35 protein-coding genes and 6 pseudogenes are annotated in these 22,461 nt (G+C 44.6%); 5 read left to right on the forward strand and 36 right to left on the reverse strand.

All coding sequences use genetic code 11. The features are described from left to right. Nucleotide 1: 1 nt before the first annotated feature. The 35 genes and pseudogenes from ACYF68_RS00310 to ACYF68_RS00480 all read right to left on the reverse strand — a co-directional run bounded on the left by ACYF68_RS00310 (nt 2) and on the right by ACYF68_RS00480 (nt 18,638). A pseudogene (locus ACYF68_RS00310) lies at nt 2–800 on the reverse strand (energy-coupling factor transporter transmembrane component T family protein). Next, nucleotides 790–1,653 (reverse strand): energy-coupling factor transporter ATPase, encoded by an 864-nt coding sequence (locus tag ACYF68_RS00315; protein WP_461045015.1) that lies wholly within the window; start codon nt 1,651–1,653, stop codon nt 790–792. Before ACYF68_RS00315 ends, ACYF68_RS00310 begins: the two are co-directional and overlap by 11 nt. Further along, a complete protein-coding gene (locus ACYF68_RS00320; protein ID WP_461047647.1) occupies nt 1,650–1,982 on the reverse strand; it encodes a hypothetical protein in 333 nt (110 codons plus the stop codon). The genes ACYF68_RS00315 and ACYF68_RS00320 overlap by 4 nt, the downstream gene beginning before the upstream one ends. A gap of 21 nt (nt 1,983–2,003) precedes the next feature. After that, nucleotides 2,004–2,437: pseudogene (locus tag ACYF68_RS00325) on the reverse strand (ATP-binding cassette domain-containing protein); the annotation flags it as partial. A gap of 144 nt (nt 2,438–2,581) precedes the next feature. Continuing rightward, nucleotides 2,582–2,977 carry a 50S ribosomal protein L17 gene (gene rplQ, locus ACYF68_RS00330; protein WP_344701545.1) on the reverse strand — a complete coding sequence of 132 codons (396 nt, stop codon included), beginning with the start codon at nt 2,975–2,977 and terminating at the stop codon, nt 2,582–2,584. 29 nt (nt 2,978–3,006) lie between these two features. After that, the gene (locus tag ACYF68_RS00335; RefSeq protein WP_461045016.1) at nt 3,007–3,951 is read right to left on the reverse strand and encodes a DNA-directed RNA polymerase subunit alpha; all 945 of its coding nucleotides are present in this window, start codon (nt 3,949–3,951) and stop codon (nt 3,007–3,009) included. 87 nt (nt 3,952–4,038) lie between these two features. Next, the gene (gene rpsK, locus ACYF68_RS00340; RefSeq protein ID WP_344701549.1) at nt 4,039–4,428 is read right to left on the reverse strand and encodes a 30S ribosomal protein S11; all 390 of its coding nucleotides are present in this window, start codon (nt 4,426–4,428) and stop codon (nt 4,039–4,041) included. 22 nt (nt 4,429–4,450) lie between these two features. Then, a complete protein-coding gene (gene rpsM, locus ACYF68_RS00345) occupies nt 4,451–4,816 on the reverse strand; it encodes a 30S ribosomal protein S13 (RefSeq protein ID WP_344701551.1) in 366 nt (121 codons plus the stop codon). 24 nt (nt 4,817–4,840) lie between these two features. Continuing rightward, complete coding sequence (gene rpmJ / locus ACYF68_RS00350) at nt 4,841–4,954, reverse strand: 50S ribosomal protein L36 (RefSeq protein ID WP_017473641.1); 114 nt, start codon at nt 4,952–4,954, stop codon at nt 4,841–4,843. Nucleotides 4,955–4,984: 30 nt separating this feature from the next. After that, entirely contained in the window at nt 4,985–5,203 is a 219-nt protein-coding gene (gene infA / locus ACYF68_RS00355) for a translation initiation factor IF-1 (protein ID WP_017547668.1), read from the reverse strand. Between the two features lie 151 nt (nt 5,204–5,354). Beyond that, nucleotides 5,355–5,999, reverse strand: a pseudogene (locus ACYF68_RS00360) (adenylate kinase). Nucleotides 6,000–6,010: 11 nt separating this feature from the next. Further along, on the reverse strand, nt 6,011–7,309 hold the full coding sequence (secY, locus tag ACYF68_RS00365; RefSeq protein ID WP_461045017.1) for a preprotein translocase subunit SecY: 1,299 nt from the start codon (nt 7,307–7,309) through the stop codon (nt 6,011–6,013). Then, nucleotides 7,309–7,749, reverse strand: coding sequence for a 50S ribosomal protein L15 (gene rplO / locus ACYF68_RS00370; protein WP_344701558.1), 441 nt, complete (start codon nt 7,747–7,749; stop codon nt 7,309–7,311). The genes secY and rplO overlap by 1 nt, the downstream gene beginning before the upstream one ends. A 24-nt stretch (nt 7,750–7,773) precedes the next feature. Continuing rightward, nucleotides 7,774–7,953 (reverse strand): 50S ribosomal protein L30, encoded by a 180-nt coding sequence (gene rpmD / locus ACYF68_RS00375; RefSeq protein ID WP_344701560.1) that lies wholly within the window; start codon nt 7,951–7,953, stop codon nt 7,774–7,776. Between the two features lie 16 nt (nt 7,954–7,969). Then, nucleotides 7,970–8,470 carry a 30S ribosomal protein S5 gene (gene rpsE, locus ACYF68_RS00380; protein WP_344701562.1) on the reverse strand — a complete coding sequence of 167 codons (501 nt, stop codon included), beginning with the start codon at nt 8,468–8,470 and terminating at the stop codon, nt 7,970–7,972. Between the two features lie 21 nt (nt 8,471–8,491). Continuing rightward, complete coding sequence (rplR, locus tag ACYF68_RS00385) at nt 8,492–8,854, reverse strand: 50S ribosomal protein L18 (protein WP_380570160.1); 363 nt, start codon at nt 8,852–8,854, stop codon at nt 8,492–8,494. A gap of 21 nt (nt 8,855–8,875) precedes the next feature. After that, complete coding sequence (gene rplF / locus ACYF68_RS00390; RefSeq protein ID WP_461045018.1) at nt 8,876–9,412, reverse strand: 50S ribosomal protein L6; 537 nt, start codon at nt 9,410–9,412, stop codon at nt 8,876–8,878. A gap of 24 nt (nt 9,413–9,436) precedes the next feature. Further along, nucleotides 9,437–9,835 carry a 30S ribosomal protein S8 gene (rpsH, locus tag ACYF68_RS00395; protein ID WP_344701567.1) on the reverse strand — a complete coding sequence of 133 codons (399 nt, stop codon included), beginning with the start codon at nt 9,833–9,835 and terminating at the stop codon, nt 9,437–9,439. Between the two features lie 30 nt (nt 9,836–9,865). Then, nucleotides 9,866–10,051 carry a type Z 30S ribosomal protein S14 gene (locus tag ACYF68_RS00400; RefSeq protein WP_344701569.1) on the reverse strand — a complete coding sequence of 62 codons (186 nt, stop codon included), beginning with the start codon at nt 10,049–10,051 and terminating at the stop codon, nt 9,866–9,868. 19 nt (nt 10,052–10,070) lie between these two features. After that, nucleotides 10,071–10,610, reverse strand: coding sequence for a 50S ribosomal protein L5 (rplE, locus tag ACYF68_RS00405; RefSeq protein WP_344701571.1), 540 nt, complete (start codon nt 10,608–10,610; stop codon nt 10,071–10,073). Nucleotides 10,611–10,633: 23 nt separating this feature from the next. Beyond that, nucleotides 10,634–10,968: pseudogene (rplX, locus tag ACYF68_RS00410) on the reverse strand (50S ribosomal protein L24). A 31-nt stretch (nt 10,969–10,999) separates the two neighbouring features. Next, on the reverse strand, nt 11,000–11,368 hold the full coding sequence (rplN, locus tag ACYF68_RS00415) for a 50S ribosomal protein L14 (protein WP_344701575.1): 369 nt from the start codon (nt 11,366–11,368) through the stop codon (nt 11,000–11,002). Nucleotides 11,369–11,397: 29 nt separating this feature from the next. After that, nucleotides 11,398–11,661: a 30S ribosomal protein S17 gene (rpsQ, locus tag ACYF68_RS00420; RefSeq protein WP_344701577.1), complete on the reverse strand. Its 264-nt coding sequence runs from the start codon at nt 11,659–11,661 to the stop codon at nt 11,398–11,400. Between the two features lie 21 nt (nt 11,662–11,682). Beyond that, a complete protein-coding gene (rpmC, locus tag ACYF68_RS00425; protein ID WP_344701579.1) occupies nt 11,683–11,892 on the reverse strand; it encodes a 50S ribosomal protein L29 in 210 nt (69 codons plus the stop codon). Then, nucleotides 11,882–12,316 carry a 50S ribosomal protein L16 gene (gene rplP / locus ACYF68_RS00430; RefSeq protein ID WP_344701581.1) on the reverse strand — a complete coding sequence of 145 codons (435 nt, stop codon included), beginning with the start codon at nt 12,314–12,316 and terminating at the stop codon, nt 11,882–11,884. The genes rpmC and rplP overlap by 11 nt, the downstream gene beginning before the upstream one ends. Nucleotides 12,317–12,331: 15 nt before the next feature. Then, nucleotides 12,332–12,976, reverse strand: coding sequence for a 30S ribosomal protein S3 (rpsC, locus tag ACYF68_RS00435; protein WP_344701583.1), 645 nt, complete (start codon nt 12,974–12,976; stop codon nt 12,332–12,334). Nucleotides 12,977–12,997: 21 nt separating this feature from the next. After that, entirely contained in the window at nt 12,998–13,384 is a 387-nt protein-coding gene (rplV, locus tag ACYF68_RS00440; RefSeq protein WP_344701585.1) for a 50S ribosomal protein L22, read from the reverse strand. 33 nt (nt 13,385–13,417) lie between these two features. Beyond that, nucleotides 13,418–13,696, reverse strand: a complete 279-nt coding sequence (rpsS, locus tag ACYF68_RS00445; protein WP_344701587.1) for a 30S ribosomal protein S19 — start codon at nt 13,694–13,696, stop codon at nt 13,418–13,420. 58 nt (nt 13,697–13,754) lie between these two features. Further along, nucleotides 13,755–14,587, reverse strand: a pseudogene (rplB, locus tag ACYF68_RS00450) (50S ribosomal protein L2). Between the two features lie 30 nt (nt 14,588–14,617). Further along, entirely contained in the window at nt 14,618–14,890 is a 273-nt protein-coding gene (rplW, locus tag ACYF68_RS00455) for a 50S ribosomal protein L23 (protein WP_344701591.1), read from the reverse strand. After that, entirely contained in the window at nt 14,890–15,513 is a 624-nt protein-coding gene (rplD, locus tag ACYF68_RS00460; RefSeq protein ID WP_461045020.1) for a 50S ribosomal protein L4, read from the reverse strand. Before rplD ends, rplW begins: the two co-directional genes overlap by 1 nt. Nucleotides 15,514–15,543: 30 nt before the next feature. Further along, complete coding sequence (gene rplC, locus ACYF68_RS00465; RefSeq protein ID WP_461045021.1) at nt 15,544–16,206, reverse strand: 50S ribosomal protein L3; 663 nt, start codon at nt 16,204–16,206, stop codon at nt 15,544–15,546. A gap of 25 nt (nt 16,207–16,231) precedes the next feature. Further along, nucleotides 16,232–16,540 carry a 30S ribosomal protein S10 gene (gene rpsJ / locus ACYF68_RS00470; RefSeq protein WP_344701597.1) on the reverse strand — a complete coding sequence of 103 codons (309 nt, stop codon included), beginning with the start codon at nt 16,538–16,540 and terminating at the stop codon, nt 16,232–16,234. A gap of 312 nt (nt 16,541–16,852) precedes the next feature. After that, nucleotides 16,853–18,185: pseudogene (locus tag ACYF68_RS00475) on the reverse strand (NCS2 family permease). 33 nt (nt 18,186–18,218) lie between these two features. Then, nucleotides 18,219–18,638: a YczE/YyaS/YitT family protein gene (locus ACYF68_RS00480; protein WP_461045022.1), complete on the reverse strand. Its 420-nt coding sequence runs from the start codon at nt 18,636–18,638 to the stop codon at nt 18,219–18,221. 368 nt (nt 18,639–19,006) lie between these two features. Between ACYF68_RS00480 and ACYF68_RS00485 the strand changes: the two genes are divergently transcribed. Then, nucleotides 19,007–19,681, forward strand: coding sequence for a PepSY domain-containing protein (locus tag ACYF68_RS00485; RefSeq protein ID WP_461045023.1), 675 nt, complete (start codon nt 19,007–19,009; stop codon nt 19,679–19,681). 35 nt (nt 19,682–19,716) lie between these two features. Here ACYF68_RS00485 and ACYF68_RS00490 read toward each other — a convergent pair whose 3' ends face one another. After that, on the reverse strand, nt 19,717–20,397 hold the full coding sequence (locus ACYF68_RS00490) for a phosphotransferase (protein ID WP_461045024.1): 681 nt from the start codon (nt 20,395–20,397) through the stop codon (nt 19,717–19,719). 119 nt (nt 20,398–20,516) lie between these two features. On the opposite strand from ACYF68_RS00490, the gene ACYF68_RS00495 reads away from it, so the two are divergent. The 4 genes from ACYF68_RS00495 to ACYF68_RS00510 are packed head-to-tail and all read left to right on the forward strand — an operon-like array spanning nt 20,517 to nt 22,461. Then, a complete protein-coding gene (locus ACYF68_RS00495; protein WP_461045025.1) occupies nt 20,517–20,672 on the forward strand; it encodes an SE1832 family protein in 156 nt (51 codons plus the stop codon). Between the two features lie 32 nt (nt 20,673–20,704). After that, on the forward strand, nt 20,705–21,856 hold the full coding sequence (locus ACYF68_RS00500; protein ID WP_461045026.1) for an MFS transporter: 1,152 nt from the start codon (nt 20,705–20,707) through the stop codon (nt 21,854–21,856). After that, on the forward strand, nt 21,853–22,167 hold the full coding sequence (mspA, locus tag ACYF68_RS00505) for a membrane stabilizing protein MspA (protein ID WP_461045027.1): 315 nt from the start codon (nt 21,853–21,855) through the stop codon (nt 22,165–22,167). Before ACYF68_RS00500 ends, mspA begins: the two co-directional genes overlap by 4 nt. 18 nt (nt 22,168–22,185) lie before the next feature. Beyond that, nucleotides 22,186–22,461 carry a hypothetical protein gene (locus tag ACYF68_RS00510; RefSeq protein WP_344701612.1) on the forward strand — a complete coding sequence of 92 codons (276 nt, stop codon included), beginning with the start codon at nt 22,186–22,188 and terminating at the stop codon, nt 22,459–22,461.

The following is a 22,461-nucleotide window of genomic DNA, read 5'->3' on the forward strand; positions in this document are numbered from 1 at the left end:
CTTACTGTCTGACCAGCCATAGTACGATGCCGAACAGAATGATGCATATGAGTGCTACTGTGTCTTTCAACTGCCAATCGAGGATACGGTAGTGGGTGCGTCCTTCTTCTCCTTGATACCCCCTTACTTCCATCGCTATGGCCATCTCTTCTGCACGTTTGAAGGCAGAGATGAACAGAGGTATGAAGATCGGAAGCAGAGCTTCAAGCCTTGACTTCAGCCCGCCTGTCATAAATGTAGACCCTCGGGCACTTCTGGGCTTTGATTATCTTCTCGGTTTCATCCATCAGTGTCGGAATGAAGCGGAGGCTGATTGACATCATCAATGCAATTTCATGTACAGGCACCTTAATCTTTTTTAAGGGCTTGCACAACCGCTCTATAGCATCTGTAAGCTCCAGAGGACGTGTGGTAAGGGTCAGTATCGTCGTGATAAGTACAAGAAGTGCCAGACGGATGGTGATATATACCCCTCTGATGACGCCTTCTGACTCTACTGTAAAGAAGCCTCCGTCTATCAGGACTACTCCTCCTTTAGTCAGAAAAAGGTGCATCGAGAAGGTGAACAGAAGTATCAGGAATATAAGTTTCAATCCATTGAAGAGAAAACGGAAGGAGAGCGCAGCGAGCTTGGTTGTGAACGCTACAAAAGTGACTAGCAGCGCATAACCTGTCCAATGGTTGGCGAAGAATACAATAATCATGAACAATACTACCGCCAAAATTTTTGCTCGGGGGTCCATCTTGTGTATGACACTCGAGCCGGGGATGTACCTGCCCAATAACATTTTACTCAGCATCCGCACTCCTCCGTTCTTCATAGAGTGCAATAAAATCTTCTATATTGCGGGGCACGCTTTCGAAACTCCGGCCTTTCTTTTTCAGATCTTTCATGAGCCTGACAATATCAGGTGGTTCAAGTGCATTATTCTCAAGCATCCCAGAGTCCATCAGCAAATCTTCTGTGCGTCCCTCACGCACAAGGTTCCCGCCGCTTAACAATTTAACTTGGTCGGTATATTCGAAGACGTCATTCATATCATGTGTGACGAGAATGATGGTAATCCCCATATCCTTATGAATCTGTTGAAAAAGACGCATGGTCTCACTATGGCTCTTTGGGTCGAGCCCTGCTGTCGGCTCATCCAAGATAAGGACTTCAGGCTCCATTGCCAGTATACCGGCTATCGCCACCTTCCTCATCTGACCACCGGAGAGTTCAAACGGCGACTCCTTAAAGAGGGAATTGTCTACATTCATCAATTCCAAATAATATTCCGCCTTTGATCTCGCCTCCTCTTCGTCCAGACCCATGTTCTTCGGACCGAACATTACATCCTTCAGGACAGTCTCCTCAAACAACTGATGCTCGGGAAACTGGAAGACCATCCCTACGTGCTTTTTGACTTCATGCACATATTTGTATTTCGTCTTTTTCCTTAACACAAGGTCACCTGCATATACCGTGCCGCTACTTGGCAGCAACAGACCGTTTAACGTTTGGATAAGCGTCGATTTGCCGCTCCCTGTGTGTCCGACGACCCCATAATATACGCCCTCTTCAAATGTCGTCGTAATATTGTTCAACGCCAAGTGTTCAAACGGAGTACTTTGGCGGTAGACAACTGTCAGATTCTCTATATGGAGCTTCATAGGCGCGCCACCAGCTCTTCATATGACATGAATGAGCCATCCAACAGACCGTGGGATAACTTCATATTAAAAGGGAGTTCAAGACGACTCGCCACTAATGTATCAATGTCTCGATATATTTCCTCTACGGTCCCCTCACTGACTACTTTGCCGTCACCCATAACTATGGCATGATCACTGTGTTCGATTTCTGCCAGATCATGAGTGATGAATATAAGGGTCGTCTGGCGCTCCTTATGAATAGTCCTCAAGATTTTCATCACTTCCCGGCGCCCTTCAGGGTCTATCATCGAGGTTGCTTCATCCAAGATGAGGACATCCGGCGCCATGGCAAGCGCGCTGGCTATGGCGACCCGCTGTTTTTGTCCCCTGATAGACGACTGGGTTCATGGTTCCTGAAATCGAGCATATTGACTGCTTTCAAAGCTGCCTCAGTCCGGATGATCATTTCCTCACGCGGCACCCCATCATTCTCAAGACCAAAGGCCACATCGTCCTCGACGGTCGCCCCTACAAATTGGTTATCTGGGTTTTGAAAGACTATGGCAAAACGCTTACGAAGTGCCGACGCATTCATATCGTCAAGCACTGTGCCGTCAACTGTAATGGTCCCCTCATACTCATTGATAATACCCATGAGGATTTTAACGAGCGTGCTCTTCCCTGAACCGTTGTGCCCTATGACGGATATCCAATCTCCTTGACGAAAGGATAGGGAGACATAATCCAATGCCTTATGTTCACTTGTCTTGTAGCCGTAAGCTACATTTTCCAGCCTGATCATATCTCCACCGCCATATTTATGTAATAAAAAAGCGCGTACCCTGCATAGGAGTCGCGCATATCTTGTGTATTGCCTGCAGGGTACGTTGAGCTAGACAATATGATGCAAATCACATTATCGTAACACTCATTCTGCTTTTATAGTTTATGCTTCTTCAGCTTCAACCGCGCCTTGTACGAACTCGATAACTACCAGTTCTGCACCGTCGCCACGACGTTCACCAAGTTTCTTGATGCTTGTGTATCCGCCTTGACGGTCTTCAAAACGTGGTGCGATGTCTTCAAAGAGTTTTTGAAGCGCATGCTGGCTTGTCCCATCTTCTTTTGCGATCTCTACATTACGTACCGTTTGGCCTGCACGGCGTTTTGCCGCCAAGTCTCCACGTTTGCCGAGAGTAACAAGTTTGTCCACGATTCTGCGGAGTTCTTTGGCTCTCTGCTCAGTAGTAGTGATGCGCTCATTGACGATAAGGGATGTCGCCAAGTCACGAAGCATTGCTTTTCTCTGGTCGGACGTACGTCCTAGTTTTCTGTAGCCCATTGAAATTTACCTCCTTTATCAGTCTTCTATCAGTCTTCGTTGCGGAGCCCCAAACCGAGGTCCTCGAGTTTGAATTTGACTTCTTCAAGAGACTTTCGTCCCAAGTTTCTTACTTTCATCATATCAGCTTCACTCTTGTCGGTCAGTTCTTGGACAGAGTTGATGCCTGCACGTTTCAGACAGTTGTAGGAACGTACTGACAGATCCAGTTCTTCAATTGACATCTCCAGAACTTTTTCTTTCTGATCTTCTTCTTTTTCAATCATGATTTCTGCATTCTGAGCTTCATCAGTAAGTCCGACGAAGATATTCAGATGTTCCGTCATGATTTTAGCTGCAAGGGACACAGCCTCCTGAGGTGTTATTGATCCATCAGTCCAGATGTTGAGAGTCAGTTTATCGAAGTTCGTCATTTGACCTACACGTGTATTTTCAACAGTGTAGTTGACACGTTCGACAGGTGTATAGATCGAATCGATAGGAATGACACCGATGGACATTTCGCTCTTGTTATTGACTTCAGCAAGAGTATAGCCTCTTCCACGGTTCGCTATCATGCGGATCTTCAACTGGCCTCCGTTTGAGACTGTCGCGATTTTCATGTCGCGGTTCAAAATCTCAACGTCACTATCATGTGTGATGTCACCTGCTGTAACAATGCCTTCACCACTAAAATCAATCTCAAGTGTTTTTTCTTCATCAGAATAGATTTTAAGTGCAAGCTTCTTGATGTTTGTGACGATGGTTGTAACATCTTCTACGACGTTATCTACAGTCGAGAATTCATGCAGCACATTTTCGATTTCTATCGTTTTGACTGCCGCACCAGGTAATGAAGATAACAGAATGCGACGTAAGGAGTTCCCAAGTGTTGTCCCATAGCCTCTTTCTAGAGGTTCGACAACAAACTTACCAAACTTAGAATCATCCGACATTTCAACTGTTTCAATTCTAGGTTTTTCGATTTCTATCATTTGTCTACTTATCCTCCCTTTAAACGTCGAAAATATTATGCAGCCACGTATATTACATTACACTCGGATTTTTCCTGTGACCAGTAATTATACACGGCGACGTTTAGGTGGACGGCAGCCATTGTGTGGTACAGGAGTGACATCTCTGATTGCTGTGATTTCAAGCCCTGCTGATTGCAGTGCACGGATTGCAGATTCACGGCCTGCACCAGGACCTTTTACTGTAACTTCAACAGTTTTGAGGCCATGCTCCATAGCAGCTTTTGAAGCTGTTTCAGAAGCCATTTGTGCAGCAAATGGTGTAGATTTCTTGGATCCTTTGAAGCCAAGTGCACCAGCTGAAGACCATGACAGTGCGTTACCGAAATCATCAGTAATCGTCACAATCGTATTGTTGAATGTTGAACGGATATGCGCTACGCCTGATTCAATATTCTTTTTCACTCTACGTTTACGTGTTTGTTGTCTACGAGCCATTTTTTCTCCTCCTTTTCCCTAATTATTTCTTCTTGTTAGCAACTGTTTTAACTGGACCTTTACGTGTGCGGGCATTGTTTTTTGTATGCTGTCCGCGCACTGGCAGTCCACGACGGTGTCTGATTCCCCTGTATGAGGCAATTTCCATCAAACGTTTTATGTTGAGGCTTTGCTCACGGCGAAGGTCACCTTCAATTTTGTACGTGTCGATGACTTCACGGACTTTATTCAGTTCGTCATCAGTCAAATCTCTTACACGTGTGTCTTCGGACACACCTGCTTTACCAAGGATTTCCTGTGCTGTTGATTTGCCGATACCGTAAATATAAGTGAGTGAGATTACGATGCGTTTTTCACGCGGTACGTCTACTCCTGCAATACGAGCCATATGTTACACCTCCGTTATTATATATTAGCCTTGCTTCTGTTTATGCTTAGGGTTCTCACAGATTACCATAACTTTGCCATTTCTGCGAATGACTTTGCATTTCTCACAGATAGGTTTGACTGATGGTCTTACTTTCATGTGTTTTACCTCCTTAGAATGTGGAGTCCATTATTTAAAACGATAAGTGATCCTGCCACGTGTCAAGTCGTACGGTGACATTTCTACTGTTACTTTATCGCCAGGAAGGATACGTATATAGTTCATGCGGATTTTGCCGGAAACATGTGCGAGAATCTCATGTCCATTTTCCAGTTCCACTTTGAACATGGCGTTCGGCAGTGTATCCAGCACTGTGCCTTCCAGTTCGATAACATCTTGTTTACTCATTGCAAATTCCCCCTTTACAGCTTCCTAAACTCTTTTAGAAATTCACTTCAGGTGAAGATTGATCTACACTTAACGCCAAAATATGAACTAGGATATTTTCCGTTATCATACAAGTAATATTCACCCAAAGCGTCTGTAGAGGTGAATATCCCTATATACTCTGCAGAATCTCATCGACATCATCAAAGACTTCATCGATATCTTGTGATCCATCCACTTTAACAAGAACACCTTGATTTTCATAGAAATCGAGCATTGGTGTTGTCTGGTTGATGTTCACTTCTAGACGATTCGCAACTGTTTCAGGATTATCGTCTTCTCTCTGATACAACTTACCGCCATCAAGATCGCATACGCCTTCTTGCTTAGGTGGGTTGAACACCAGGTGATAAGTCGTGCCGCAAATTTCGCAGATGCGGCGTCCAGTCAAACGATTCATCAGTTCTTCTTCGGTCACTTCCACAAAAATCGTCCTATCGATTTTTGTCCCAGCTCCTCCATGATGCCGTTCAACGCTTCAGCCTGCTCTACGGTACGGGGAAGCCATCCAGTAGGAAACCTTCCTTCGCATCGCTTTGGGCTAGACGTTCTTTCACAATGCCTATTGTAACTTCATCAGGCACCAATTCACCCGCATCCATAAATGATTTTGCTTTTTTACCGAGTTCTGTTCCATTTTTGATAGCAAGACGGAACATATCCCCAGTCGAGATGTGAGGGATCGGGTATTTTTTAATAATTTTGGAAGCCTGGGTGCCTTTTCCGCACCAGGTAATCCCATCAAAATGATATTCATACGATTTCCTCCTACCTGCGCTTTCTGAAGCCACGATATTCTCTTTGGTTCGCCTGTGCTTCCAGTTGCTTCATAGTCTCAAGTGCCACACCAATCACGATCAGCAAGCTTGTTCCGCCAATCTGGATTGCCTGAGGCAAGTCCATGAATTTGGTGATGAGCAGTGGAAGGATCGAAATTCCTGCAAGGAAGAGAGAACCTACGAATACGAGCCTGTAAAGAACCGAAGTGATGTACTCCTGTGTGTTTTTACCTGGTCGTATACCTGGGACATAACTCCCCTGCTTCTTGAGATTATCAGCCATTTTTTCAGGGTTGACCTGAACGAATGAATAGAAGTAAGTGAACGCGATAATCAGTGCGACATAGAATATCATGCCTATCCAATCGGTGGGATCGGCGAGTCTCGCCACAGTCTGTGCCCAACCTGCATCAGGGAAGAACAGTGTCAAAGTCTGTGGCATCATGAAGAACGCCATAGCAAAGATAACTGGTATAACCCCTGCAGGGTTAACTTTAAGCGGCAGGAACGTTGATTGCGGCCCAAGTTGGGTCGAAGTCCTCTGGCGCTTGGCATATTGTACTGGGATTTTACGCACAGCCTGCAGTATAAAGACTGCGAATGCTGTAATAAGAACCAGCAATATGAACAAACCGACCATCTGTAGTACAGCCACTGTAGTGTCATCTGCACCTACAAACTTCTGTTGGTACAGCTGTATGATTGAACTTGGCAGTATTCCGAGAATACCTGCAAATATGATGATTGAGATGCCATTTCCGACCCCATGGGTCGTAATCTGCTCCCCTAACCACATGAGGAACGCAGTTCCTGTAGTAAGGACGAGCGCAATCAGAAGATACGATGCAATGTTGTTGTTATCAAGAAGCATACCTTCAAACATCTGATTAAAAGCAAAGGACATTCCCAATGATTGAATGAACGCAAGTATTATTGTGAAATAACGAGTAAACTGACTCAGTTTACGCCTTCCTACTTCACCTTGACTGGCCCACTCGGCAAATTTTGGGACTACATCCATCTGTAGAAGTTGGACGACGATCGATGCCGTAATATAAGGCATAATCCCCATTGCCAAGATCGAGAAGTTCATCAGTGCGCCACCACCGAAGGTGTTCATTAGATCAAGCACGCCCTGTTGTCCTGCTCCGGCATCAAATACACTCGGGTCCACACCTGGAACCGGTATATAAGTGCCGATTTTGAAGATCACGAGCATTGCCAAAGTAAAGAGGATCTTACTTCGGATTTCTTTAATCCTAAAGAAATTGGAGATCGTGCTGATCATTAGATCACCTCGTAGCTTCCGCCCTGTTCCTCTATTGCTTTAGCAGCTGAACCAGAAAACTTATGAGCTTTAATTGTTAACTTTTTCTCAAGAGTGCCATTGCCAAGCACTTTGATACCAGATTTAGCATCCTTAACAATACCATTTTCTTTCAGCATTTCAGGTGTTACTTCAGTACCGTCATCGAAGCGATTCAAATCGCTCAAGTTCAGCACTGCATATTCTTTACGGTTGATGTTCGTAAATCCACGTTTAGGTATACGACGGAAAAGTGGTAGCTGTCCACCTTCAAACGTCGGATTCACTCCACCGCCTGAACGGGAGTTCTGACCATCATGACCACGTCCAGCTGTTTGTCCATTACCTGAAGACATACCGCGTCCGACGCGATGACGACTTTTACGTGCGCCTTCAACCGGCTTCATTTCATGTAGTTTCATCTCCGCACCTCCTATATAATATAATTATTTCTCTTCAACTGAGACCAGATGATTAACCTTTGCGACTTGGCCTCTGAGTTGAGGTGTATCTTCCAACTCGACGGAATGATGCAGCTTTTTTAGTCCTAGTGAAGCAACTGTCTGCCTTTGTGTTTCAGTCTTTCCGATCAAGCTTTTTTTGAGGGTGATTTTAATTTTTGCCATGTCTGTAAATCCCTCCTTAATTTTGTAACTCTTCTACAGATTTACCACGCAATTTAGCAACTTCTTCTGCACTTTTAAGTTCAGAGAGTCCAGTCATAGTCGCGCGGACAACGTTAATTGGAGTATTCGCACCAAGCGACTTGCTTAGTATATCAGTTACACCTGCAAGTTCCAATACGGCACGAACCGGACCACCGGCGATAACTCCTGTACCTGGCGCAGCTGGCTTCATCAATACGTTACCTGAGCTGAACCTGCCGATCACTTCATGAGGCAGCGTACCATCTACGAGCGGTACTTCGATGAGATCTTTCTTCGCTGCTTCGATCGCTTTTTTGATAGCTTCAGGCACCTCTTGTGCTTTGCCTGTACCAAAGCCAACACGTCCCTTTTTGTCCCCTACAACAACAAGTGCAGAGAAACGGAAACGACGTCCACCTTTTACGACTTTAGCGATACGGTTGATTGTAACAACACGTTCTTCGAACTCTTGTACTTTTTCTTCTCTACGAGCCATAAGTGTGATTCCCTCCTTCGATTAGAATTGTAGACCATTTTCGCGGGCTGCTTCTGCTAGTGCTTGCACACGTCCGTGATACAGATAGCCTCCACGGTCAAATACTACGCTTTTAATATCTTTGTCTTTAGCACGGTTCGCAATCAAAGCGCCCACTTCTGCTGCAGCTTCCTTGTTGGATCCAACTTCACCTTTGAAATCTGGATCTTGTGTGGAAGCACTTGCAAGAGTAGTCTGCTGATTGTCGTCAATCAACTGAGCATAGATATGCTTGTTCGAGCGATAGACGTTCAGACGCGGCCTTTCTGCAGTACCGGAAAGTCTGCTGCGCACGCGTTCGTGTCTTTTTTGACGGACTTTGTTTTTATCGATCCTTGCGATCATTAATGTTCACTCCCCACTTAGTTATTTACCAGTTTTTCCTTCTTTTTGACGAACCAGTTCGCCTTTATAACGGATACCTTTGCCTTTATATGGCTCTGGTGGACGTACAGCACGGATTTTAGAAGCAAGTGCCCCAACAGATTCTTTGTTGATGCCTTCAACTTTAACATTCGTGTTGCCTTCCACTGTAATGGTAAGGTCCTCAGAAGGTTCGAATTCAACCGGGTGAGAAAGCCCAACACTCAGTACGAGTTTGTTACCTTGCATCTGTGCACGGTAACCAACACCTACAAGTTCGAGTTCCTTAGCAAATCCTTGCGATACGCCAACGATCATATTGTTGATAAGCGCACGCGTTGTACCATGATTCGTACGGTTTTCTTTAGAATCATTTGGTCTGACGACCTGAAGTGTATTATCTTCAAGCTCATAAGTCATTTTTTCATTGAAAGTATTGACAAGTTCCCCTTTAGGGCCCTTTACGCTGACTGTATTGTCATTGATTTCGACTGTTACGTCGCTAGGAATTTCAATAATACGTTTACCTACACGGCTCATTTCTTTGCACCTCCTGTTAATTCATTACCAAACGTATGCGAGTACTTCCCCGCCGATATTTCTTTTGCGTGCTTCTTTATCAGTAAGTACGCCTTCTGAAGTAGAGATGAGCGCAATTCCAAGTCCGTTAAGAACTTTAGGAAGCTCTTCTCTTCTTGCATATACTCTGAGTCCTGGTTTGGAAATACGTTTCAAACCAGTGATGACTTTTTCATTTTTGCTGCCGTACTTGAGGAATACACGGATGACGCCTTGTTTGTCATCTTCAATGTATTCAACATTTTTAACAAAACCTTCTGTTTTCAGAATCTCTGCAATTTCCTTTTTGATGTTGGATGCAGGGATTTCTAGTGAATCGTGTCTCACCATGTTCGCATTTCTGATGCGAGTTAGCATATCTGCAATTGGATCTGAGAGTGTCATTACTAGTTGCCTCCTTTCAATTTATGGCGCTTACCAGCTTGCTTTTTTAACGCCAGGGATCTGACCTTTGTAAGCAAGTTCACGGAAACATATACGGCAGAGCTTGAACTTGCGGTAGACTGAGTGTGGACGTCCGCAACGCTCGCAGCGTGTATATTCGCGTACTTTAAACTTTTGTTCTTTTTTCTGTTTAGCTATCATTGATTTTTTAGCCACAATTTTGCCTCCTTATAGCTTACTTTTGAAATGGCATTCCGAACTGAGTGAGCAGCTCACGGGCTTCTTCGTCTGTGTTCGCTGTCGTAACAACAACAATATCCATACCTCTTACTTTGGAGACTTTGTCATAGTCGATTTCAGGGAAGATCAACTGTTCTTTTATACCGAGTGTATAGTTGCCGCGGCCATCGAATGCTTTCTTGGAAATACCTCTGAAGTCCCTGACACGTGGTAGAGATACTGAAATCAGCTTATCCAGGAAATCATACATCCTTTCGCCACGGAGAGTGACTTTGGCACCGATAGGCATACCTTCACGAAGCCTGAACGTTGCGATGGATTTTTTAGCTTTTGTAATTACTGGCTTCTGTCCTGTGATCGCCGTCAATTCTTCTACTGCCGTATCGAGTACTTTAGCGTTTTGAACAGCATCACCAACTCCCATGTTGACTACGATCTTTTCAATTCTCGGAGCTTGCATAACAGATGTGTAGTTGAATTTATTCACTAGTTCGTTTTTGATTTGATCATTGTATCTTTCTTTAAGGCGTATCATTAATATGGACCTCCTTCCACTACTTAGTTATTTTTTTCGTATGCTACTTTAGGGATTTCTTTACCTGATTTTACTGCTACTCTGACTTTAGAACCGTCCTCTTTTACTTCTTGACGGACACGAGTGCGTTCTCCTGATTCAGGGTCAACGTGCATGACGTTGGAAACATGGATGGCTGCCTCAGTTTCAAGGATGCCGCCTTCAGGGTTCATCTGGAAGGCTTCTGATGTTTCTTCATCATATTGACACCTTCGACGATTACACGGTTTTTTGCAGGGATCGCTTTTAGGACCGTGCCTTCTTTACCTTTATCTTTACCGCTGATTACAACGACTTTATCTCCAGATCTTACGTGCATGGGAATCGCACCTCCTTAATTTAAATGTAGATTAAAGTACTTCTGGTGCCAGTGAGATTATCTTCATGAAGTTGCCTTCACGCAGTTCACGAGCAACGGGACCGAAGATACGCGTACCTCTTGGACCTTTATCATCACGGATGATTACGCATGCGTTCTCATCAAATTTGATATAGGAACCATCTTCACGACGTACACCGGATTTGGTTCTAACGATTACAGCCCTTACTACTTCACCTTTTTTAACAACGCCACCAGGTGTTGCATTTTTTACAGTTGCAACGATGACATCGCCAATGTTTGCTGTCTTACGGCCTGTTCCACCTAAGACTTTGATAGTCAGCACTTCACGTGCGCCTGAGTTATCTGCCACTTTCAAGCGGGATTCCTGTTGGATCATGCGAATAGACCTCCTTTATCTTCGATTGTTTAGACGATAACTGCTTCTTCTACGATTTCCACTAGACGGAAACGCTTAGTTGCAGACAATGGGCGAGTTTCTTCGATTCTTACGATATCGCCAGTCTTAGCAGTGTTATTTTCATCATGAGCTTTATGTTTTTTGGAATATTTGACACGTTTACCAATGATCGGGTGTCTTTTCTGAGTTTCTACGACTACAGTGATGGTCTTATCCATTTTGTCGGATACGACGCGGCCCTGGTAAACTTTACGTTCTGTTTTACTTTCCACTATGTGAGCCTCCCTCTATTATTATTGGTTCGCTTTAGCTTCGCTGAGCTCTCTCTCGCGGATAGTTGTTTTCATTCTTGCGATAGCTTTTCTAACCTCTTTGATACGAGCAGTGTTCTCTAGCTGACCAGTAGCTAGTTGAAAGCGTAGGTTGAAGAGTTCTTCCTTAAGGTCTTTGACGTTATTTTCAATTTCTGAAGTTGTCAGTTCGCGGATTTCATTAGCTTTCATTCGTATCACCACCTAATTCTTCACGTTTAACGATTTTAGTCTTTACAGGAAGTTTGTGGCTTGCAAGGCGAAGCGCTTCTCTCGCTACTTCTTCTGGCACACCTGAAACTTCAAACATTACACGGCCAGGTTTAACGACTGCCATCCATCCTTCGACAGCACCTTTACCTGAACCCATACGTACTTCCAATGGCTTCTTTGTATATGGTGTATGCGGGAAAATATTGATCCATACTTTACCGCCACGTTTCATATAGCGTGTCATGGCGATACGGGAAGCTTCAATCTGTCTGGAAGTTACCCATGCTGTTGTTGTTGCCTGTAGGCCATATTCACCAAAACTTACTTCTGTTCCGCCTTTAGCACGTCCTTTTGTGTCCGGACGATGTTGACGACGGTATTTCACTTTTTTAGGTAATAGCATTGTTATTTTCCTCCCTTACTTTTTGTCATTCTTGACAGGAAGAACTTCTCCACGGTAGATCCATACTTTAACACCGAGTTTACCGTATGTTGTATCAGCCTCTTCATGTGCATAATCTATATCTGCACGGAGAGTGTGAAGTGGAACTGTTCCTTCGCTGTAGCCTTCTGAACGTGCAATGTCAGCGCCACCGAGACGCCCTGAAACTTGCGTTTTAATACCTTTAGCTCCAGCTCTTATCGCTCTTTGCAGTACTTGTTTTTGTGCTCTACGGAAAGAGACACGGTTTTCAAGCTGACGTGCGATGTTTTCTGCAACAAGCTTTGCATCCATATCAATTTTCTTGATTTCTACAACGTTGATGTGGATTTTCTTGCCTGTGAGGTTAGTCAACGCTGTGCGGAGCTTGTCTATTTCACTACCGCCTTTACCGATGACCATACCTGGTTTGCCGGTATGAAGTGCAATGTTCACACGGTTAGCCGCTCGTTCGATTTCCACTTTGGAAATGGCTGCGTCTTTAAGGTTTTTTTCGATATATTCACGAATTTTAAGATCTTCATGCAAAAGGTCTGCGAAATCTTTCTCTGCGTACCACTTCGCTTCCCAATCACGGATGACTCCTGTACGAAGTCCAATAGGATTTATCTTCTGACCCAAATTAATTCCCTCCTTGTGGTTTTATGCGTTTTCTTCTGTTTCAGCTTCTTCAGTCGTTTCCTGTACTGCTTCTTCTGCAACTTCTGAAACAACTATAGTGATATGGCTCGTGTGCTTGTTGATTTTAGTCGCACGGCCTTGTGCACGTGGGCGGAATCGTTTCAATGTCGGACCTTCATCGGCATAAGCTTCTGAGATGAATAGGTTTTCGACGTCCATGTCGTAGTTGTGCTCAGCATTGGCTACAGCTGAATGAACCAGTTTTTCAACTACCGGCGATGTTCTTTTGTTTGTGAGTTTAAGAATTGCGATGGCTTCTCCAACTTCCTTGCCGCGGATCAGGTCCAGGACCATTCTCGCTTTACGAGGAGCAATTCTTATAGTTTTAGCAACTGCTTTCGCTTGCATCTTTCGTTCCTCCTTTATTCCGTCTTATCACTTTTATCTTCTTGTTTTCTTATCGTCAGTTCCATGGCCTTTGAAAGTTCTCGTTGGAGCGAATTCTCCAAGTTTGTGACCGACCATATCCTCTGTGACATAAACCGGTACATGTTTACGGCCGTCGTATACAGCAATAGTATGTCCGATGAAGTTAGGGAATACCGTGGAACGGCGTGACCAAGTTTTAATTACACTTTTTTTGTTGCTTTCGTTGAGTGTTTCCACCTTTTTCATGAGGTGATCATCAACAAAAGGTCCTTTTTTAAGACTGCGTGCCATTTTGGCGCCTCCTTCCAATAATGCGTGCGGATATTTTATCCGCACACTATGGTTTCATTTATTTCTTCTTGCGTCCTCTTACGATTAGCTTATCAGAACGGTTTTTGCCTCTACGCGTCTTCTTGCCAAGGGTAGGTTTACCCCAAGGAGACATAGGTGACGGCATACCGATTGGGGCACGTCCTTCACCACCACCGTGTGGGTGATCGTTAGGGTTCATAACAGAACCACGAACTGTAGGGCGTTTCTCTTCCATCTGGAACGACCTGCTTTACCGATGTTGATCAATTCGTGCTGTTCGTTGCCGACAGCACCGATTGTTGCGCGGCAAGTTGAAAGAATCATACGTACTTCACCAGAACGCAGTTTAACCAGTACATACTTACCTTCTTTACCAAGTACCTGAGCTCTTGAGCCTGCAGATCTGACCAACTGGCCACCCCTGCCTGGCTTGAGTTCAATGTTATGGATTGTAGTACCGACCGGGATGTCTGTAAGCGCCATAGCGTTACCTACTTTGATGTCGGCTTCTGGTCCACTCATTATTTCTTGGCCAACTTGTGCACCTTTAGGCGCCAGGATGTAGCTCTTCTCGCCATCAGCATAGATGACAAGCGCTATGTTGGCTGAACGGTTCGGGTCATACTCTATTTGAGTGATGCGGGCAGGTACGCCATCTTTGATGCGTTTGAAGTCGATCACTCTATATTGACGCTTGTGTCCGCCACCTCTGTGACGCACTGTAATCTTACCTTGGTTATTACGTCCCGCTTTTTTCGGAAGCGGCTGTAACAATGACCGTTCCGGTGTCGTTGATGTGATTTCTGCGAAGTCGGAACCAGTCATATTACGACGAGCATTGGTGGTCGGCTTATATTTTTTAATCGCCATCTCGTTTTACCTCCTTATTGGTAACAGCTCTTAGAATATATCAATAGAGCCTTCTTTTAGTGTTACGATCGCTTTTCTTCTTTTCTTAGTGTAGCCACTGTAACGCCCCATGCGTTTTTTCTTCGGCTTATAGTTCATTATGTTAACTTTGCTGACTTTTACATCAAAAATGTTTTCTACTGCGTGTTTAACTTGTGTCTTGTTAGCTTTCACATCTACATCAAAAGTGTATTTGTCAAATGACATCAAGTCAGCAGAACGCTCAGTGATGACTGGGCGTTTAATGATATCGCGTGCATCCATTACAGAAGCACCTCCTCTGCTTTTTTGATAGCACCTTCTGTGAAGATGACACGATCTGCAGAAAGAATGTCAAGTACATTGAGTTCTTCCGGCGTCAACAGCGTGACACCTTGCAGATTGCGAGTTGAAAGTTCGATATTGGCATCTTCTGCTTCAAGAACGAGAAGTGCTTTCCTATCCGCTTTGAGGTTGTCGAGGATTGCAAGGAAATCTTTTGTTTTAGGTGTATCAATAGTCAAATTATCGACTACTGTGACTGCCTCTTCATTCGCTTTTGCCGAGAGGGCAGAGCGCAATGCAAGACGACGCATCTTCTTCGGCATTTTGTAGGAATAGCTTCTTGGCGTTGGTCCAAAAACGACTCCGCCTCCACGATAGTGCGGCGCACGTATCGTACCTTGCCTGGCGTTACCGGTACCTTTTTGCCTGAATGGTTTCTTGCCGCCACCACGTACTGCTGCACGATTCTTGACGGAATGCGTGCCACGTCTCAGTGATGCACGTTGCAGGTTTACAGCTTCAAACAGCACATGCTGGTTCGGTTCGATGCCGAAGATGTCCTGGTTGAGTTCTATAGAGTTAACTTTCGTTCCTTCTTTAGTCAATACATCTATGTTTGCCATGTGTTAAATCCTCCCTTCCTGAATTACTATTTATTTAACACCTTTTTTAATTGCTGTTGCGACTTTTACATAGCCTTTACGTGGACCAGGTACATTACCTTTTATCAATAGAACATTACGTTCTGCGTCCACTTTTACGATTTCAAGATTCTGTAGGGTGACAGTTTCGCCGCCCATGCGTCCAGGCAATTCTTTACCTTTAAATACGCGGGATGGGTCAGAGGCTTGTCCCATTGAACCAGAGCTTCTGTGGAAACGGGAACCGTGTGACATTGGTCCGCGGCTTTGGTTATGGCGTTTGATTGAGCCTTGGAAACCTTTACCTTTGGATGTTGCTGTCACGTCCACTGCGTCTCCTGCTTCAAATGTATCTACAGTGACTTCTTGACCTACCTCGAATTCATCTGCTGCGAGATTTTTGAATTCGCGTACGAAGCGCTTAGGAGCTTTGCCGGATGCTTTGGCATGGCCGGTTTCTGCTTTGTTTGCATATTTTTTGGTTCTTGCACCTTCAAAATATTCACGCTTGTCGTCAAAACCGATTTGTACAGCGTTGTACCCATCAGTTTCTTCCGTTTTCTTCTGCAGTACTATGTTTCCTGCTGCTTCAACTACTGTTACAGGGATCAACTCTCCGTTTTCTCCGAAAACTTGAGTCATTCCTACTTTTTTACCTAAGATTCCTTTGGTCATCGAAAGTCGCACCTCCTACTATAATTTATAATTTAATTTCGATGTCTACACCTGATGGCAGATTCAGTCCCATGAGGGCATCTACTGTTTTTGGTGTAGGGTTGACGATGTCTATAAGACGCTTGTGTGTGCGCTGCTCAAATTGCTCACGGGAATCCTTGTACTTGTGCACCGCGCGGATAACCGTGTAAACAGCCTTTTCTGTAGGGAGTGGGATAGGACCCGATACATCCGCACCAGAACGTTTTGCTGTTTCTACAATCTTCTCTGCCGACTGATCCAACACTCTGTGATCGTAAGCTTTCAAACGAATACGAATTTTTTGCTTTGCCATTATTTAACCTCCTTTTGGTCGTCATCATTGTGTGATAGACTTCTCCACGAAAATTCTCTTACACGCAGCCATGGCAATGCGGCCTGGCGTGTCAGTAACCTCTCGCTTCATCGATTCAAAAAACACGCGCCTACTGTAGTTGTGGCGTTTGTCTTTCAGCATGGGTGGTTGCCACCCATTTCAGTCCAACGCTAGATATATTACACGAAAAAAGTGAAAAAATCAAGGGTTAACTCGAGATTCTTTCACTTTTTTCACTTGATCATGATCAAGGTGTATAATATTACATCATTTTTCTGAAGTTTTCAATGGTTATTCCGTCATGAATATGAAGTATAGAATGAACACCACAAACAACCCATACATTATAGGATGAATCTCTTTCTCCGCCCTGCCATAATCATCGTAATCGGGTAGAATACGAAACCGATCGCAATACCCGTTGCAATACTATAGGTCAATGGCATCATGAACATAGTCAGGAAAGCAGGTACCGCGACTTCAAACTGATCCCATCTCACCTTAGACAGATTGGAGACCATGAGCGCTCCTACGATGATCAGGGCTGGGGCCGTCACTTCTGAAGTGAATGTAACTATAAGAGGCGATAGGAAAATTGCAGATAAGAAAAGAAAACCAGTTACAACACTCGCAAAACCAGTTCTTGCACCTGCTGCCACCCCAGCTGTCGACTCGACATATGAAGTCGTAGTAGAAGTACCGAAGATTGCACCTGCTATTGTAGCAATCGAATCGGAAAGCAGTGCACGTCCTCCACGCGGCAGTTTGTTGTCCTTGATCATATTCGCCTGACTTGCTACACCTACCAATGTGCCCGCCGTATCAAAAAAGTCTACAAATAGGAATGTCAGGACCACAATCAGGAACTGTACATTAAAAATATCCGCCGGATTCGAAAATGCTTCGAATGCTGCCCCAAAAGTCGGAGCCATGCTTGGCACAGGTCCAAAGAAACTTTCAGGTCTCGGTACAAGCCCAAGGACGAGTCCTGCCACGGCCGTCAGTATCATACCAAAGAATATAGCACCCGGTACGCGTTTTGCCATGAGCACTGCCGTAAGGAAGAGACCGCCTACCGCCAAAAGTACTTTAGGGTCATGCAGTGCACCCAATCCCACAAGCGTCGCTTCATTCATCACTATAATACCGGCGCCTTGAAGTCCCACAAAGGTAATGAAGAAGCCTATACCTGCACTGACTGCCATCTTCATCTCCATAGGGATTGAGTTGATGACGTATTCCCTCAGTCCACTAATCGTCAGCAAGGCAAAAATCACACCTGAGAAGAGGACACCTGTCAGCGCGGTCTGCCATGGTATACCCATCGTCAGAACCACCGTAAATGCGAAGAATGCATTAAGCCCCATGCCCGGTGCCAATGCAATCGGGTACCTTGCATATAATCCCATGATGAGACAGCCTATGAAAGCTGCAAGTGCAGTGGCCACAAATACTGCATTCATATCCATGCCCATGGAATCAGGTATGCCTTCTATTCCTTGAAGTGACAATACAGATGGGTTGACGGCTAGTATGTATGCCATCGAGAGAAATGTCGTCAATCCCCGATGATTTCGCTGCGGTAAGTCGTACCATGCCCTTCAAAGTCAAAAAACTTTTTCATAATCTACTCCATTCATTTGTCATATTCTAAAAACTAGATCACTTTAATGATGTTCTTATCTTCAGCGCCCAAAAACCGTACCAGTAGACGACGCGTTAAAGGTAGCCACGCCTCTATTAATTTACCGAGCCCAAATACAATCACAAGGGTGCCTATGAATACCGGGCCACCCAATAGATACCCTCCTACTGCCGCACTGAATTCCATGATGTTTCGGGCTACAGAAATTTTCAAACCAAATTTGTCGACCATTAGAAGCATCAGGGAGTCGCGCGGCCCGGCCCCGAGATTCGGGGTGATGTAGAATGCCACACCGAATGACATTACTAAAAGACCAATGGAAAAGACGATTGTATGTTGCGTCCAACCTTCAAAATTCGGCAGCAGCCAATTGAAGAAATCGATGAAGATACCGATGGAGAGCATGTTGACATAGACCCGAGACGAGGCCATTCTCGTGTCATCATTGCAGTGAATATGACGATCACTGCACCTACTATAATCGACCAGCTCCCGATTGTGAGACCGAATGTCTGCCATAATCCATAGTGGAAGACGTCCCATGATCCCAGACCCAGAAGATGGCCCTTGATTGTCAACGTGACACCCAAGGCTAGGATGACAAGACCCATCAGATAAAACATCCAGCGTTTCATTATATTGCTTTTCACGGGGCACCTCCATACCTATTATTATCTAAACTAGTGTACGCCCGGTCGAAGAAAATTGCAATATGCTTTATAGCCGACTCTTAATAGTTTCGACACCAGCGAGCGCGGGAATATGATACTAAAATATCTTATGGGAGGCGAAGCAATCTTATGAGCAGGCGATACAAGCTAGCAAGTTTACTTCTCGCGACCTCACTTATGGTCAGTGCATGCAGTGATGATTCCGAAAGTGAGAATGCAGAAACCACTACTGAGGAAAGCACGGCAAACGAAACAACAGAAGAGACTACGACAGAAGAAACAACGGATGATAGTTCTAGCAGTAATAAAGCCACTACTGAAAGCAGTACGGGGGGCGGTACTACAGACGAATCCTCCAGCACAACCAGCGACACCATCTCTCCTGAGGAAATAAAACATAGTGCAGATGAAGCGGTACAGACGGCATCTGATAATTTCGATGGGGAGCTGAAAAGTCTAGAGTTCGAAAAAGAAAATGATGCGTGGGTCTACAAAGTAGAGCTCGAAAGCGAAAGTGAAGAATACGAAGCGCACATCTCGGCTGATGACCTTTCAATGGTTAATGAAGAAAAAGAAAATGACAGTGACTTCGATACGGATGAACACTTCAATTATCAAGATGCTGTTCCAGCAGAAGACGCCATCCAGACGGCAATGGACGAGAAAGATGGCAAGCTGGAAGGGTGGAGCCTAGATAAGGATGATGGTCAGCTGGAATACGAGATAGAACTGAAGCAAGACAGCAACAGTCATGATGTTAAGATTAATGCAGAAAATGGAGAAGTCCTGAAAACTGATGATTAATCAAAATAAAGATGCCTGGATTGTACCAGGCATCTTTATTTCTTGGCTATAAGTTTTTCAAACTGCTCGAACTTTCCCTTTTCAACCTGATCCTTTATGCGGTACCCTTCGTAGAAACTTTCTACATAACCCTCACCCAGCTTTTCTTCTATATCCAGAGCCATCGACACGATGTCATAGTAACGGTCACGTATACCAATCCCGACCATATCAACGCTTCCTGTAATATAGTTCTCATTGACGATCACATTGGATAATGTAAAATCACCATGGCTGAAAACCGGGTCATCATCCAATTGTCCATTCCTATGGTCAAATGGGCACCCTTCAATCTTTTGCTTATGGAAAAAACTCAAATACCTCCCAATCTGCTTAAGGGTTTCAGCTGTCGTCTTCTCATCCTGCTGTTCCAGAAATACTTGGGCATCTATGCCTGGTAGGGCTAGGTAAAACATATAAGCCCCTGCTTCCTCATATAAGGTAACCGGTTTTGGCACCCCATTCATATTGTTGACGTCCATCCAAAGGAGTCTTTTGTATTCACGCCTTGTTTTCCTGATATCATTTGCATATGATTTCGCTATCAACGGCTCTTGGGGCTGATACATATTGGGCGGGTCTTCTCCTCCGTAACTCAGCAAGTGCACTTCTGCATCAGAATCGCCTTTCAGCCGTTCCCAGTCATAATATTCTTCGTATATTTCAAACGTATGCATCAAAGTCCCTCCATTCCCTCCTATTTTATTTCAATCAACCTTCAGATGTCATCAGTGTTTCCCCTAATATGCGATATGTTATGATAAGATACAACTATAATTTCAAGGGGGTGAGCACAATGGACCTGGAGTATAAAATGAGAGAATTGAAAAATGAATATGTGCGCATTCAAGGCGATTTGGAAAAACTCGAATCTACTGGAAACAGCACATCCAAAATGGATGAAAGGCTTGCCCAGATAGAAGCAGAAATTGCGGAGACGAAAAAGAGATGAGAGAACAAAGTAATAAATAGGAAGTGCAGACTATGAAAAAAATGATTCTGTTCATCATGATCATACAATTCCTTATCTATTTTGGTTTTAGTATGGTCATACCCGTCATACCCGAATTGGTGGACACGCTCGAGGTCTCTACTCTCCATATGGGTGGACTGCTCGCCGTGTATTCAATAGCCAGCTTTATATCCGCCCCGTTTTTTGGAAGGCTCAGTGATAGGCACGGCCGCCGCGCCATCTTATTGTATGGTCTTCTGGCTTTCAGTTTCAGCTTCCTTCTTTTCGGTATGTTCATCGATGTATTATGGATTCTATACATAAGCCGGGTAATAGGAGGCGCCGCTTCTGGTGCACTCTATACTGCAACGACCAGTATGGTTGCAGACTTGACGACCAGAGAGGAGCGCACCCGCTTCATGGGCTTGATAGGGATGTCAATCGGGCTCGGATTCATCTTCGGCCCAGGTGTAGGTGGCCTCTTGGCGGAAATCAGTCTGAGTCTTGCCTATTATATGACTGCCGCTGTAATCATAGGGGCATTGCTCTTCAGCATGTTTAAAATTGAAGAAACCTATCAGCCGGGTGCATCTTCAAGAGAGGAAATTACTGTTGCCAGCGAGTACTTCCTGAAACCTGTCGGCATTCTTCTGATCTCCACATTCTTCATCATGTTCACCATGAGCGGGATGGAGAGCACTTTCCAGTTATTGGGTATAGACCGGATAAATATCACCCCTGCTGAGATGGGACTTCTTTTTGTCATCGGTGGGATATTCAATGCAGGCATTCAAGGTGGTGTCATCAGCCGATTGAAAGATGGCCAGGAGTATCCGATGATGCTGCTTGGCCAAGTTATGACCATCATCGCTTTCGTTTTGCTGCCGTTCATGTCGAGCCTGCTGTTTGCTGGATTCTGCATTGTGCTCCTCATGACAGGAAATGCCTTAGTAAAGACGCTCCTGACTTCGCAGATTACCAAGGAGGCACGTCAAGCAGAAATGGGACGCATTACAGCGACCACATATTCGTTGGATAGTCTTGGGAGGATTTTTGGTCCCCTGGCCTTTAATATACTATTCCTTATGACTCCTGGACTGCCCTTCTGGTTCGGCGCCATAACTACTGTATTATCGACATACTTTATATTCCAATACTTTAGAAAGAGGAGGAAAGTTGTATGATTCTAGCAGTCCTCATGCTCCTCATGTACCTTGTGGTCGGTGCCATGACCATCTTATATCAAAGAAGTAGGCTATTCGATGTTTTCCGCATCATTGCAGGAGTGGCATTCCTTCTAATGATCACCACTCTCGCCCTGGCAATACCCAACCCAGATGGTTACTTGATTTTTGCGCTTGCACTCAGTCTCTTCATCTCTGTGGAAATAACAAGCTACAAAGAATACAAGGGCGATCGTAACCGATTATTTCTCATTCACGCGTTCACACTCATGATTTCTGCAGTACTTATACTCATGTTGCTGACAGCGTAACAGGAAAGAGGTGTTTTGATGAGACGTGTCATCCTCATTCTTCTCATTCTCATGCAGGCGATGTTCTTCATAAATTATATCGTCAACAACGGTGTCATCTTTTTCAGCATCTATATTTGGGCACTGCTTAGTATAATTTCATTTATTTCATCCTGGCGCGCTGTCGTTGCCGAACCAAACCTGTATGAGAACAGAAGCATACATCTATCGTTGTCTCTCACACTTCTCATAATGTCCTTGATGTCGCTGATATTCGTAGCACTTATTGCAGCGACGCGCCCATATTTCCTATAG

This window comes from Salinicoccus sp. CNSTN-B1 (genome assembly GCF_054792835.1).